Raw genomic sequence first — 12,667 nt, 5'->3', positions numbered from 1 at the left:
AGATATGGCAATGGTCAGCGTCGGAAAAATATCGCGCCTCCCACTAACGACATTCGCCTCGGCAGCCATCGTCGCGGTGTGCCTCGGCGCGCAGACCCATGCGCAGCAAAGCTGTGTTCCTTCGGCACAGGATGCGGTTACCGCCGCTATCGAATCGTGCATTCAGATTCTTCGCGAAGAACCCGTAGGGAAATCCTACCCTGAGTCGCCAGCAACAAGCGACGCGGCAAGAGCTCTCGGCATGAACCATATGCCGCCGCCATCGCCTACCGGCTACACCGTGTTCAATGTAGGTGATGCGAAATTCTCCGCCGCCTTTACCCATTGCATCAACGAGGCCGACCCTGCCTATAGCACTTTGGGTAGTACGATCCTCGACAATTCGACGGTTGACCTCCCCGTGGTCAAGGGTGAAAAGCAGCCCGCCGCACGCTATCAATATACGAATAAATACCGAATACATGAACTCCGGGATCGTCAGACAAAAATCCTCTATGTCCTTGTTCGTATAGCACGCAGTGGGTCCATTGAAACCCTGGGCGACGCATGGGAGAACGCGAAACCTTCGTCGATCAGCATTCCGAAGGATTGTCGGAACTCGTATGGTGACCCATGCGGCACTCGCTATTCTCGCAACAGGGCCGGGGCTTACGAGAAGCTATGAATGACGACCTGTTTCGTACCCGGCCTCGTTCAGATTTTCACCAGGAAGTGCTTCGCGATCTGGCCGTGGACGTAGCCTATGCCGCGGACCAGATGCAGCGTGGCGAACAGTAGGATGACCCCGAGGATGCCGAGCAGGATGCATTCCCACCAGTTCGCGCCCACGTGGATATCGTTTATGTCCAGGCCGAACCAGCCCGCACCGACGATGGCACGTGCGAAGGGCGCAAGCGCAAACGCCAGCGACACCGCCAGCAACGTCACCGTCACGGTGAAATACACGATACCCAACGGCAACATCGCCAGCATGTAAAACAGCGTGCCCCAGGTCCGCGCATCCGTGAACATCGCGCCGATGCGCGCCATCATGCCGCCTTCGCGCTCCGGATACGGCGGACGGCGCGGCATGCGCACACCGAGCATCGACTCGACGATCCGCCCTTCGAACAACGACAAGGCGCGTACGGTGCCGATGAACAGAATGGCGAACGGAATGCCGATAATCAGAATCGAAAGGCCCAGCGACAGGCTGATGCCCACCACCACCCAGGTGAAGTAGAGGGTGCCCGTCGCTTGCGCCAGCAGCATGTAGAAAAGGCTGCCGTACGTACGCGAGTCGAGCGCCACGCCGAAGAAGCCACCGAGGACCGACTTTTTGGCGGGTGGCGGCGGCGGGCGTAGCGCGCGTTGCACCGTAATCTCCCGGCCACGGTAGATCTCGGCGACCTCTTCCGGATTGCCATAGCTGTTGACCACATGCGCCAGCATGTCCGCTTCGCTGCGATCCGGTTGCTCTGCAAGTTCGGCGCGCAGATGCTCCTCGGCGTCGTACAACGCGTCCTGGATCAGCGCCCGGTCCTGGCCACGCAATGCGTCGCGCAGCTGTTCGAGATATTCGGCGATGGTGCGCGGCGTGTTCATGAGATACCTCCTTGCAAAACGGTGTCGACGGAAGCGCGCGTGGCGTGCCAGGCCGAAGTCCATTCGGCGAGAACGGCGCGGCCCAGAGAGGTGATCTGGTAATAACGACGGGGCGGTCCGCTGATGGACGGCTCCATCTCGCTGGCGAGCAATCCGTTGCCTTCGAGATTGCGCAGCACGGGATAGAGCGCACTCTGCTTTCCGGCCAGCACGCTTTCGCCGGCCCCTTCCAGCCGCTTGGCGATCTGATAGCCGTACATCGGCTCGGAGGCCTGCCCCAGCACCGCCAGCAGCACCAGGGAAACGGTGCCGGCCGAAAGCTCCTTCTGGAATTTCTTCAGATAGGCAGCGATGTCGTCCATATCCCCTCCCCGGACCGCTAGGTTGGAGATCAATCTAGTACGAAGTTAACACTACTGCGTGTGCTTGAAGTCATGGGCTGTCCGGACAGCCCCGACATCGTCCGCGGACAGTCTCCCTCGCTGCGAGGCTTCCAGCGAAATGGCGAAGGAATGCGGCCTGGCGAAGATTTGGACCGTTGGCACGGCCCTTGCCATATACCTCTCGAAGACCTCATCCAATCACTCGCGGAGAACCACCATGAAATTCGAAACCCTGATGCTGCAGAGCTTTTTCGCCGCCGGCCTGCTGGTCTGCTTCCTGACCCTGGGTGCCATGCTCACGTCGCACGCAACCGTGGCGACGACGCTCGCCGCCAGCCACGCCCCTGTTGCGGTAACGGCGCCCTCGGCTGGCTGACCGGTGGTCAGTCCGCCCTCACTGACGCACATAGCGCAAGTGTGTGGCAGTTGGACCATCGAGAACCCTGTCAATGCGAAACTGCGGTCCGGGCTCGCGTAGGTTCTCGAAGAGACGCCGCCCGCCGCCGAACAACACGGGTGCCAAGGCGATTTCCAGCTCGTCGACGACACCCAGGTTCAGGTACTGCTGGATCGCATCCGCTCCGCCCGAGATACGAATATCGCGACTGCCCGCGGATTCCCGGGCCAGCTCAAGGGCACGCTCGGGCCCCTCATTGACGAAGTAAAACGTCGTCCCACCGGGGCGCACCCAGGGTTCGCGCTTCTCATGGGTAAGAACGTATACCGGTGTGTGAAACGGAGCCTCATCTGGCCACGTGCTCTCGCCCTGGTCGAACATTCGCTTGCCCATAATGTTGGCGCCGATGCGTTCGGTAGTGCTGCGAAGCAGGTCATTGACCGGGCCGGTCTCTCCCCCCGGTCCGAGCTTGAGCATGTTCTCGCGGAAGTACTGTTGATTGAGGATCCAGGCCATCATCGCACCCCACTTGGCGCCCCAGTTCTTGTACTCGGGCTTGCCCATGGTCATTCCTTCCGGTGCCATGTAGCCATCGAGGCTAAGTCCAATGTTGACGAATACTTTGCTCATGATTTTCCTCTCGCATGCATGTATCTACGTCGCAACGCTGCACTAACCGCGCAAGATTGGCTCCCCGGTCCGCGGGTTTGCAAGGGTTACATTCTCGAGCGCCCGAATGCGCCAGATATCGTTCTGCCTCGTCAGTACCGCGAGGATCAGCGTATCCACCTCATGTGGCCCGGCCGGGTGAGCGGCACCGGCCGCCAGGCGGCTCCAGAAATGGATGACCACCGCTCCGTCGGCAATGTGAACGACATCGATCAGCTCATTTTCCAGCGTAGAGTCGCGATAGATTGTTTCGTGAATGGGAGCGTGGAGCGCCACGATCTCATCGATGCCCTGGACATAGTGCCCAAAGCGATTTACGAACGTCGCGTCTTCATCGAACAGGCCGCCGAGAGCAGTCATGTCGTGAGCGTTCCAGGCGGCCTGGAATGCACCTGGCGCATCTTCTGGTCTTTTCATTTTAGTTATAGGGGTTGTGGTCATAAGTCTCCTGGATGACTACGGTGCCTAACTATCACTTGTTGCAGCCTTTCGGAACCCCATAATCCCGGCGGTAATCTAGTGCGAACGTCATACGGGTCAGCGCGCCCGGCCTCACCCCTTGTAAAATTCAGGCAAAATAGCGGGCTTGCAGCGGCCATGACCCCCTACTGGCCCCGCTCTCCCTACACGCCGATACGGATCGAACCCAGTGAATACCGACACCACCGCCCTGCCCGTGCAGGATGACGGGGACCTTTCCCTCCTTGCTCGCCTGCGCGCCGCGACCGAGCTGCTCGAGTCGATCGCTGTCGATCCGCAGTTGCTGGAAGCGGTATCCGGCCAGGAACGTGGACGCCTGCATCAGGCGGTAGCCAGCGTTTACCATCCCGATCCCGTCGCACGCCGGGTGAAGTTGAAGGCGGCGGAGAAAGCGCACTACGCGTCGAAAATTCAGGCCGACGATGCGGTTCTGGATAACACGGGTATTCGTGCATTGCGCCGCAAACCGGTATTCAGTACGCCGAACGTCTTCGCACCGGAAGGTTTCGAGCCGCTTGACGTGCATCCCGATGTGGATGCCAGCAAGCCGCGCGAATCCACGCTGCCGCAGCACTGCTACGTGTGCAAGACGCGATACACGACCATTCACTTCTTCTACGACCAGCTGTGCCCCACGTGCGCGGCCTTCAACTATACGAAGCGCACGGAGACTACCGATCTGCGCGGACGCGTAGCGCTGCTGACCGGCGGCCGCGTGAAGATCGGCTATCAGGCGGGCCTGAAGTTATTGCGCGCCGGTGCGGAGCTGATCGTTACCACGCGCTTCCCGCGCGACTCGGCGGCACGCTACGCGGAAGAACCCGACTTCGCCGACTGGAAAGACCGTCTGCAGATCTACGGTCTGGACCTGCGTCATACGCCGAGCGTGGAAGCGTTCTGTCAGGAACTCATCGCAACCCGTCCGCGACTGGATTTCATCATCAACAACGCGTGCCAGACGGTACGCCGTCCGCCCGATTTCTACGCGCACATGATGGAAGGCGAGACCGCCGCATTGCATGACCTGCCGGAGCATGTGCGTGCGCTGGTCGGCGACTACGAAGGCATGCGTGGTTCCAACATCCTGTCCGACACGAAAGCTTCGCCGGTTGCGCTTGCCGGTCACGGTTCGGCCGTACCCGGTCTGACACGCGCCGCCGAACTGTCGCAGGTGCCCCTGCTTCCCGAGGAGCTTCTCGCGCAACAACACCTGTTCCCCGAGGGCCGGCTGGATCAGGACCTGCAGCAGATCGATCTGCGCGAGCGCAATTCGTGGCGCCTGCTGATGGCCGAGGTGCCGTCCGTGGAGCTGCTGGAAGTGCAGCTGGTCAATGCCATCGCGCCGTTCCTCATCAATGCCCGCCTCAAACCGTTGATGCTGCGTACGCCGGAACGCGACAAGCACATCGTCAACGTATCGGCGATGGAAGGCCAGTTCTACCGCAGCTTCAAGACCACGCGTCATCCGCATACCAATATGGCGAAAGCCGCGCTCAACATGATGACGCGCACGTCCGCCACCGATTACCAGAACGACGGTATCCACATGAACAGCGTGGACACCGGCTGGGTAACCGATGAAGATCCGGCGGAACTCGCGGCGAAGAAGGTGCTGGAGGAACGTTTCCATCCACCGCTGGATATCGTCGACGGCGCGGCGCGCATCGTCGATCCCATCATCCATGGCATCAATTCCGGCGAACACGTCTGGGGCCAGTTCCTCAAGGACTACCGTCCGACGGATTGGTAATCGCTCGTTTTCCCTTCGTACGATTCGACCAGAAGATCGATAAACGCGCTGATCTTGCGACTCAGCAAGCGGCGCGTGGCGTATAACGCCCAGGCTTCGACACCCCGGCCCTCCAGCGCGCCCCAGTTTTCGAGGCGCCCGGCGGCAATGTCCGCCTGGGCGCGCGAGTAAGGCAACACCGCGGCGCCCGCGCCCGCCAGCGCCGCGTCGTGGATCATCGAGATGGACGACAGGCGAACGACCGGCGTGACGTTCACGATGCGATCGTTCGCAAGACGCCACGCGCTGTTCCCGCCACCGGGCAGCATGACGGCGGGAACGGGATGCCCTTCCCGACGCGCAGGTTCGGGATAAAGCATCCCCACAGCCGGCGCGGCCACCACCACGAATGTATCGCGAAAGAAGCAGCGCCCTGCCAGATCGGTATCGGGTGCCGGGTTGGCGCGGATAACGATGTCGAAGTCCTCGGCGATCAGATCGACGAAGCGATCTTCGGCAATCACCTCAAGGCGGACTTCGGGATATCGCGCGATGTATGTCGCGGCCAGTTCGCCCAATGCTTCATAGGCCACCGCAGAGGGAGCACTGACCCGCAGCCTGCCGGTCGGCCGCTGCGACCGTGTACTGATCGCATGCGTCGCGGCTTCGAGTTCATCGAGCTGCCGCATGGTGGTCTCGCGCAGCGCCATGCCTTCTTCGGTAAGCACCAGTATTCGCGAACCGCGCTCGAACAGGCGAACGCCGAGCTCCTGCTCCAGTTGCATGATCCGCCGGGAGAGACTCGCCTTGGGACGCCCCGTCGCGCGGCTGGCCTTCCCGAAGCCGCCATGGGCGACCACTGCGTTGAAGTCGGCCAGCGCGTGAAGGTCCATGACATGTGTTCCATATACGGGACGAGTTGTCTCAATACTACGTCTATCGTACCGATATTGGAACGCGCACCATGGATACACCTAATCCATGGAGACACGACATGACCATCCTCGTCACAGGCAGCACCGGAACCATCGGCTCTCTCGTCGTCAACGGCCTGGCCGCGAAGGGAGCCCGCGTTCGCGCTCTTGCACGCGATCCGGCGAAGGCCACCTTCCCCGCCGGCGTCTCGACCGTGAAAGGCGATATGACCGACGTTTCCTCGTTACGTGCCGCCATGGAAGGCGTCGACACACTCTTCCTGCTGAACGCCGTCACGGCCGACGAAGTCACCCAGGCCATCATCGCCCTCAGCCTCGCGCGCGACGCTGGCATCGAACGCATCGTGTACTTCTCTGTCTTCCATGCGGACACCTACGTCGATGTGCCGCATTTCACTGGCAAGTACACAGCCGAACGCATGATCGAACAGCTCGACTTGCCGGCAACGATTCTCCGGCCGAACTATTTCATGCAGAACGACCTGAGCCAGAAAGACATGCTGCTCGGCAACGCGCTGTATCCGATGCCCATCGGCGAAATCGGTCTTTCGATGGTGGACGTCAGGGACATCGCGGAGGTCGCCATCGCCGAGCTGCTTCGCCGCGAGAACGCCCCGGCACGCTTGCCGCGACAGGTCATCGAACTCGTCGGGCCCGAACCGGTTACCGCTACCGGTGTGGCGAAGATATGGTCCGACATCCTGGGTAAGCCCATCGTCGCGCCGAAGCCCGATGCGGATGCATTTGAAGCGAAGCTGGTCTCATTCGGCTTTCCGTCCTGGACGGCACGCGACATACGACTCATGACCAGCCGCTTTCAGTTGGACGGCATGGTGGCGACGAAGGAGGCGGTGGCAAAGATGACTGCCTTGCTGGGTCATGCGCCGCGTTCGTATCGCGATTTTGCGATCGAAGCTGCGCGTACGTGGGAAGGCTGAAAGACGGGATGTCGCTGGCCATACGTGGTCGCTGCGGATCCCGGCGTGCGCCGGGATGACGAAGAGGGTTGCAGATACGCGTCCATCATCCTGATGCGCTCCATGGGGCCACGATGTGACTTGCAGACACGCTACCCCCTCACCGTCATTCCGGCGCACGCCGGAATCCGCAGCGATGCAGTGAGACTTACCCCACCGCCGACAACCCCACCTCAAAACTCCAACCGGTAAGCCACCTTTACCAGCGCCTCATTGGTGTCACGCAAACCAAGGCTGTGCCGAAACTGCTCGTTAGCGTCACTTACACCGTCCTCGGTCTCATACCCGCCACGGTTATAAACGATATACAGATTGGACAACGGCGCGATCTCATAGCGATAGCGAATCTGGAAGCCCAGATTCGCTACACCGAAATCCTTGACAGGTTCATTGCTTTCCACTGCACGCCCGTCGCGATCGATCACATAGGCCTGACGCAGCCGCGCGCCGACACCCAGCGCCTGCACTTTCACGCGCACTTCCTGCCGGTTGCCAATGTTCCAGTTCATGCCCATGTCGATACCGATCGTACGACCGTCGAACGCTCCCACCAGGTTATCGTGCTGCCAGATCATCCAGTTCGGCGTTGTCTCGTAACTGGCTCCGGTGAAAATACTCAACTCGTCGCTGAAGAAATACGTGGGAACGAACTTGACCATATAACCGACGCGATGAAGACCCGTCAGCTGATTGCCCTTGATCTCGGCATCCGCCTTCCACGACCAATGCCCGATGCGCGGCCGCACGCGCTCGTAGATCAATGTCAGGTTCGGTGGCGTGTGCAGCGGATTGCCTCCGCGGGTCAGCAAGTCGTCGTATGCCGCGCTATCGACATTGATCTTCCAGAATTCCTCGCCGCCGTCGCGACGCTGACTGTCGCGGATGATGCGGAACTGCCGCTCCAGCCGCAGCCCTTCGGTATTGTTGACGCCAATGATCCGATATCGCCACAGATGCGACGAATACGCGGAATCATCGGGAAGCGCGGTCAGACGCTGGCGGACTTCCCAATGGGCGTAGTCGAAATCGTTGCGCGGCAGATAGCCAAAATCGTTGACCTGCAGTGTGTCGCCGAAATGCATGCCCAGCCATTGCTGGCTCCATACCGGCGTCATTTCGTATTCGGCTATCGTCGTCGCGCCGAAACCGGTCGAGCGATTGTTCGGCTGGTCGATCTTGCTACCGACGATGTTGCTGGTAATGGTGAACTTCGCATTCGGCTTCCAGCGATGATCGATGCCCAGCACGTTCGCATCGCGATCGAGATACGGGTGACTGACATGCGTGGCAAGCATACCCAGGCTCTGCGTTCCGAAATTCTCGCTCAGGCGCAACGCCCCGAACGTGCGACCGGCGTCGCCTTTCTCCTGCGCCGCGAGCACGCCGTAGCTCATGTCGCCCACGCTGCCGTTGAGCTTCATGGCGCCCGCGATATCCGCCGCATCGTTGCTGTCGTCCGCCGCGCCGCCCACGCGCCGTGTATAGACCAGCTGCGTATAGTCTTCGAGCAGGCTGAAATCGAAGATGCCCTGGTTTTCCGTGAAGAACGGCCGCTTGTCGGTGAAGAAGGTTTCCTCGGGAGTGAAGTTGATTACCAGGTCGTCGCTTTCCACCTGACCGAAGTCGGGATTGATGGTCGCCGTCAGCTGGGTTTGTCCATTCGGCTTCCAGACAATGTCCGCGCCCTCCTGAAAGCTCGTGCCGCCATGGGCCCGGTCGGCTCGCGCCACCACGTACGGCGTCACGGCCAGCAAAGCTTGCGAATAGGCCGGCAATTCCACATGTTCGAAATCGGACAGGAAGCGCGGACGATTGAAGCTCGCCGCAGGCCAGGACATGCGCTCGCCCGTGGTGCCGACGACGCGGTCGATGTACAGGCCAATGGTGCGCGTATCGCCCGTAGCGGCGCGCATGGGCGCGATGTACCACGGGATCAGCACTTCCACCGACCATCCGTCGGCGTCCTCGGAAACCGCATGCTCCCAGTGGCCGTCCCAGTCGTAACTGAAATTCGATTCGCTGGTGATCACCTCGTCCGCGACACCGCCCATCGACGTCACTTCGAAGTCGTAGCCTGTGCGTCCGTCCGCATCGAAATCGACCATGACGTTGATCCGGTCCACCAGTGCGGATTCGTCACGCCGGGTCTTCTGCCGCGTGCGGGGCATCGAGGCCGGCTGGGTGACGCGAATGGCGATGGCCAGCCCCTTGGGCGTGGACATCACCCACGCCTCGGTCGGCATGCTCCCGGGTTTGCCGGTCAGCGGCTGCGTATCGCGGAAATCCGTGATGTGCCGCGCCCCCGCCCATTCGCCGGGGTCGATCTTTCCATCGATTTCGACGGCGTTCGCGACAGTAGCGAGAAAACAGAGTGCAAGGGCAAAAGCGAAGCGAAACATGGATGCGCCGTCGATGGAATCCGTAGAAGGATGCGGCGCATCCGTAAAAGGTTACGCATGACTGGTGGCCTATACCGCGCGAATGCCCTCGACTCTGCTACTTTCTTGCAGCCGCCAATCGCTCAGGGGATACCATGCTGCACCGCACCTGCCTCGCCATCGCACTCGCCACGCTCGCCCTGCCCACGCTCGCCGACGAGGCAAAGAAAGCCCATACGCCGACCGCGAAAGAACTGCTCGCGAAGGCCAGCCCCGTCGAATGGCGCACGCCCGATCCGCAGAACCTGGTCTACATGGACCTGCCGCAGGGCCGGGTCATCATCGAACTGGCACAGGACTGGTCGCCCGAACACGCGGCGAATATACGCACGCTGATCCGCGAGCATTATTTCGACGGCACGGCCGTCATCCGCGTGCAGGACAATTTCGTCACGCAGTGGGGCGATCCCGATGGCGACGACAAGGCCAAGGCGAAAAGCCTGGGTACGGCAAAGCAGACGCTTCCGCCGGAATTCACACGCAAGCTCGACAAGTCCATTCCGTTCGCGAAGCTGCCGGACGGCGACGTATACGCGCCCGAAGTCGGGTTCTCCGATGGCTTCCCCGCCGCGCGCGACACCGCGCACGGGCAGGCGTGGCTGACGCATTGCTACGGAGCGGTTGGCGTCGCACGCGACGTAGGCGCGGAAACCGGCAACGGCAGTTCGCTGTACGCCATCATCGGCCAGGCGCCGCGCAACCTGGATCGCAATCTGGCCGTCGCCGGCCGCGTGATTCAGGGTATGCCCATCCTGTCCGCCTATCCGCGCGGCGGCGAGCCGATGGGCTTCTACGACAAACCCGAACAGCGCGTCACGATCAAAACCGTCCGTCTCGCGGCCGATGTTCCGGAAGCCGAACGCACGCCGATCCAGGTCCTGCGCACCGACAGCAAGACGTTCACCGCTGTGATCGACGCCAAGCGCAATCGCAAGGACGACTTCTACACGCTACCGGCCGGAAAGATCGATATCTGCAATATCTCGATCCCGGTGCGCGACCCGACGAAAAAAGCGCCCTAATCGTGGAGTCGTCGCCCGGCGAGAACCGGGCGACGACTCGACACGAGGCTTCGTTACTCGCCCACCAAAGCAAGCACGGACATCACGATTAACGCGACGATCGTCACGATCGTCGCCACGGCCGCGCGTGCGCCGCTCCACTCGCCGTGCGTGACCACAAGGCCCTGGGATTCGTCCCATGCCGTCGTACCTGTTCTCGTCAGCCGCTGGTACGACACGATCGAGCAGACGAGCGAAATCAGCGGAATGCCGGCGCCAAGACCTTGCAGGCTCATCCGGATGGTTCGCCCGAATGCTTGCCGGAAATCGAGTCGGCGGCCATCGACGGTTCGCACCCTGATCTTGAATAGCCAGCGAGCGGGCGTCGAGCCGAAGGCCGCCAGGCAAAACGCCTCGATCGGAAACCACACCAGCAGCACCAGAATCGAGCCGACCAGGGGCGTGCTTGTCGCCTTGACCGCCATATCGACCGAATCGGGCGCCACGATGGCGATCACGATGAAAATTACAAAAACGCCAAGGAACCCGGACGTGGAAATGTCGAGGCTCTTGGCAAAGTACCGGCGCCATGGATGCGAAAGTGCCCCAGTAGGCAACGGACGCGAGAAGACGGATTCCTCATCCGGCGTATCGACCAGGGAAACTCCGGTCCGCGATGCGTTCAGCATCGTGCGGTAAGGCGACCAGTCGGCCATGCCAGCGGACCATACGAGCGTCTCGTCGCCGATCTCGCCCGAATCATGCAGCGAGAACATCTGCTCGACCGTCACCGGCCCGGCCTGACTGCCATTGCGATCCGCGTAGTACCAGATTGCAGCTTCTTCGGACATCAACTTTCCTCTGTCGACTTCAGTTTCAGAACACTCAGCACACTACGGGCAAGGATAGCTTCGCTTTCCGGCATCGACCTGCTCACGGAAACCTCAGCGCGTCGTCGTGCAACATCCAGCCAATGGCGACACTGCTCGACATCGCCGATCAGCGCCGCCCGCAACGCCAGGCAACGCGGCCACAACGCCGGGAAAGACCATCCCGCACCGCGTGTAAGCAAATCATCTGTCAGGCCCGATGCATCTCCGGTCGCCATCGCAGTCGAGAAGGCAATTTCCGCCACAAGCTGTGCTACGAGATCGCTCCACCACGCGTTCTTCGCATCTTCCGTGTCCAGCAGCGCACTCAGTTCATCGACACGATGAGCCGCATCGGCCCACTGTCCCGCATGCTGTAAAGACTTCAGTCGACACCACAGGGCGATGAACGGCATCGGCATCGGCTGCCGGGACAATAGGTCCAGATCGGCGAGGGACCATTCGTCAGTCGCCCGGCCAAAAACGGAATGGGCCAGGAAGCGCGCATAAACAAATCGCGGCGCCGAAATATCCGGCGTTTTCCAGCGCCATCGGTACGCAGCGGTGCCGGCGCTTTCCACGGCCCCCGCAACAGGAAGCAGGCTGATGACTCCGATGCCGCCATTGACCACCGCCATCGCGCAAAAGAGGAAGCCCGCGCGGCCTGGGAGAAATATCGATGCAAGAACCGCGCATACGAGTGCCGCGGTGAGGAGCGTCAGCGGCCCACCGAGTATCTGCCGGATCATTTGCGGCGCGACCGGCCTGGCCGGGTCGTACACCGCGTTCACGACGGCGGGTATGCGCTTTGCATAGCGCTTCCAGCGGATCTTCCAGAAACCTTTCTGCGGCAGCAGATCGACCGATCCCGCGCGCACGAACGTTACGACCATGCCTGCGCGGCGCGCCGCCATATAAGTACCGGCAAGATAGATGACGCGCGACAGCTGCCACACGATCGCCAGCAGAACGGTGGCACCGAATGGCCCCAGGGCCGGTATGCCGAGCGCAAAGAAGCAGAGCGTGCCACCGCCGACGAGCGTCGCGACCACCAGCAGCCAACGAAATACACGGCCGGATCTATCGATCCAGACCGGCAACCGCCACCATCCGTCTCGCGCCGAAGCCTCGACGACGTCAATCATCCCTGCCCCTCCCCTGTTCCGGGCGAGCTTACTTCAGGAATGTGTACGGGCGCGACTTTG

13 protein-coding genes are annotated in these 12,667 nt (G+C 61.4%); 5 read left to right on the top strand and 8 right to left on the bottom strand.

Features of this window, described 5'->3' with window-relative positions; all coding sequences use genetic code 11:
* Positions 1–10 precede the first annotated feature (10 nt).
* A complete protein-coding gene (locus EC912_RS00440) occupies positions 11–664 on the top strand; it encodes a hypothetical protein (protein ID WP_207906740.1) in 654 nt (217 codons plus the stop codon).
* Positions 665–693: 29 nt separating this feature from the next.
* On the opposite strand, the gene EC912_RS00435 is transcribed toward EC912_RS00440, so the two are convergent.
* Positions 694–1,584: a sensor domain-containing protein gene (locus EC912_RS00435; protein ID WP_132141179.1), complete on the bottom strand. Its 891-nt coding sequence runs from the start codon at positions 1,582–1,584 to the stop codon at positions 694–696.
* Positions 1,581–1,946 (bottom strand): PadR family transcriptional regulator, encoded by a 366-nt coding sequence (locus EC912_RS00430; protein ID WP_132141178.1) that lies wholly within the window; start codon positions 1,944–1,946, stop codon positions 1,581–1,583. Before EC912_RS00430 ends, EC912_RS00435 begins: the two co-directional genes overlap by 4 nt.
* A gap of 238 nt (positions 1,947–2,184) precedes the next feature.
* Between EC912_RS00430 and EC912_RS19280 the strand changes: the two genes are divergently transcribed.
* Positions 2,185–2,343, top strand: coding sequence for a hypothetical protein (locus EC912_RS19280; RefSeq protein ID WP_165973454.1), 159 nt, complete (start codon positions 2,185–2,187; stop codon positions 2,341–2,343).
* Between the two features lie 18 nt (positions 2,344–2,361).
* On the opposite strand, the gene EC912_RS00425 is transcribed toward EC912_RS19280, so the two are convergent.
* Complete coding sequence (locus EC912_RS00425; RefSeq protein WP_132141177.1) at positions 2,362–2,994, bottom strand: dihydrofolate reductase family protein; 633 nt, start codon at positions 2,992–2,994, stop codon at positions 2,362–2,364.
* 42 nt (positions 2,995–3,036) lie between these two features.
* The gene (locus EC912_RS00420) at positions 3,037–3,474 is read right to left on the bottom strand and encodes a YybH family protein (protein WP_207906739.1); all 438 of its coding nucleotides are present in this window, start codon (positions 3,472–3,474) and stop codon (positions 3,037–3,039) included.
* Between the two features lie 208 nt (positions 3,475–3,682).
* Between EC912_RS00420 and EC912_RS00415 the strand changes: the two genes are divergently transcribed.
* On the top strand, positions 3,683–5,263 hold the full coding sequence (locus EC912_RS00415) for an SDR family NAD(P)-dependent oxidoreductase (protein WP_132141176.1): 1,581 nt from the start codon (positions 3,683–3,685) through the stop codon (positions 5,261–5,263).
* On the opposite strand, the gene EC912_RS00410 is transcribed toward EC912_RS00415, so the two are convergent.
* Positions 5,242–6,135 (bottom strand): LysR family transcriptional regulator, encoded by an 894-nt coding sequence (locus tag EC912_RS00410; protein WP_132141175.1) that lies wholly within the window; start codon positions 6,133–6,135, stop codon positions 5,242–5,244. The genes EC912_RS00415 and EC912_RS00410 overlap by 22 nt on opposite strands.
* Positions 6,136–6,236: 101 nt before the next feature.
* Between EC912_RS00410 and EC912_RS00405 the strand changes: the two genes are divergently transcribed.
* A complete protein-coding gene (locus EC912_RS00405; protein WP_132141174.1) occupies positions 6,237–7,115 on the top strand; it encodes an SDR family oxidoreductase in 879 nt (292 codons plus the stop codon).
* 212 nt (positions 7,116–7,327) lie between these two features.
* On the opposite strand, the gene EC912_RS00400 is transcribed toward EC912_RS00405, so the two are convergent.
* Positions 7,328–9,553 carry a DUF5916 domain-containing protein gene (locus EC912_RS00400; protein WP_132141173.1) on the bottom strand — a complete coding sequence of 742 codons (2,226 nt, stop codon included), beginning with the start codon at positions 9,551–9,553 and terminating at the stop codon, positions 7,328–7,330.
* A 134-nt stretch (positions 9,554–9,687) separates the two neighbouring features.
* Here EC912_RS00400 and EC912_RS00395 point away from each other — a divergent pair, with 134 nt between their 5' ends.
* The gene (locus EC912_RS00395) at positions 9,688–10,614 is read left to right on the top strand and encodes a peptidylprolyl isomerase (RefSeq protein ID WP_132141172.1); all 927 of its coding nucleotides are present in this window, start codon (positions 9,688–9,690) and stop codon (positions 10,612–10,614) included.
* A 53-nt stretch (positions 10,615–10,667) separates the two neighbouring features.
* Here the strand turns inward: EC912_RS00395 and EC912_RS00390 are convergent, their stop codons facing one another.
* Positions 10,668–11,444, bottom strand: coding sequence for an RDD family protein (locus EC912_RS00390; protein WP_132141171.1), 777 nt, complete (start codon positions 11,442–11,444; stop codon positions 10,668–10,670).
* Positions 11,444–12,607 carry a hypothetical protein gene (locus tag EC912_RS00385; RefSeq protein WP_132141170.1) on the bottom strand — a complete coding sequence of 388 codons (1,164 nt, stop codon included), beginning with the start codon at positions 12,605–12,607 and terminating at the stop codon, positions 11,444–11,446. Before EC912_RS00385 ends, EC912_RS00390 begins: the two co-directional genes overlap by 1 nt.
* Between the last annotated feature and the right edge of the window lie 60 nt (positions 12,608–12,667).

This window comes from Luteibacter rhizovicinus, assembly GCF_004342265.1.
GTDB classification, from domain to species: Bacteria; Pseudomonadota; Gammaproteobacteria; order Xanthomonadales; family Rhodanobacteraceae; genus Luteibacter; species Luteibacter rhizovicinus_B.
Note: the sequence above shows the minus strand (reverse complement) of the source record. Positions and strands in the feature narration are given on the sequence as shown.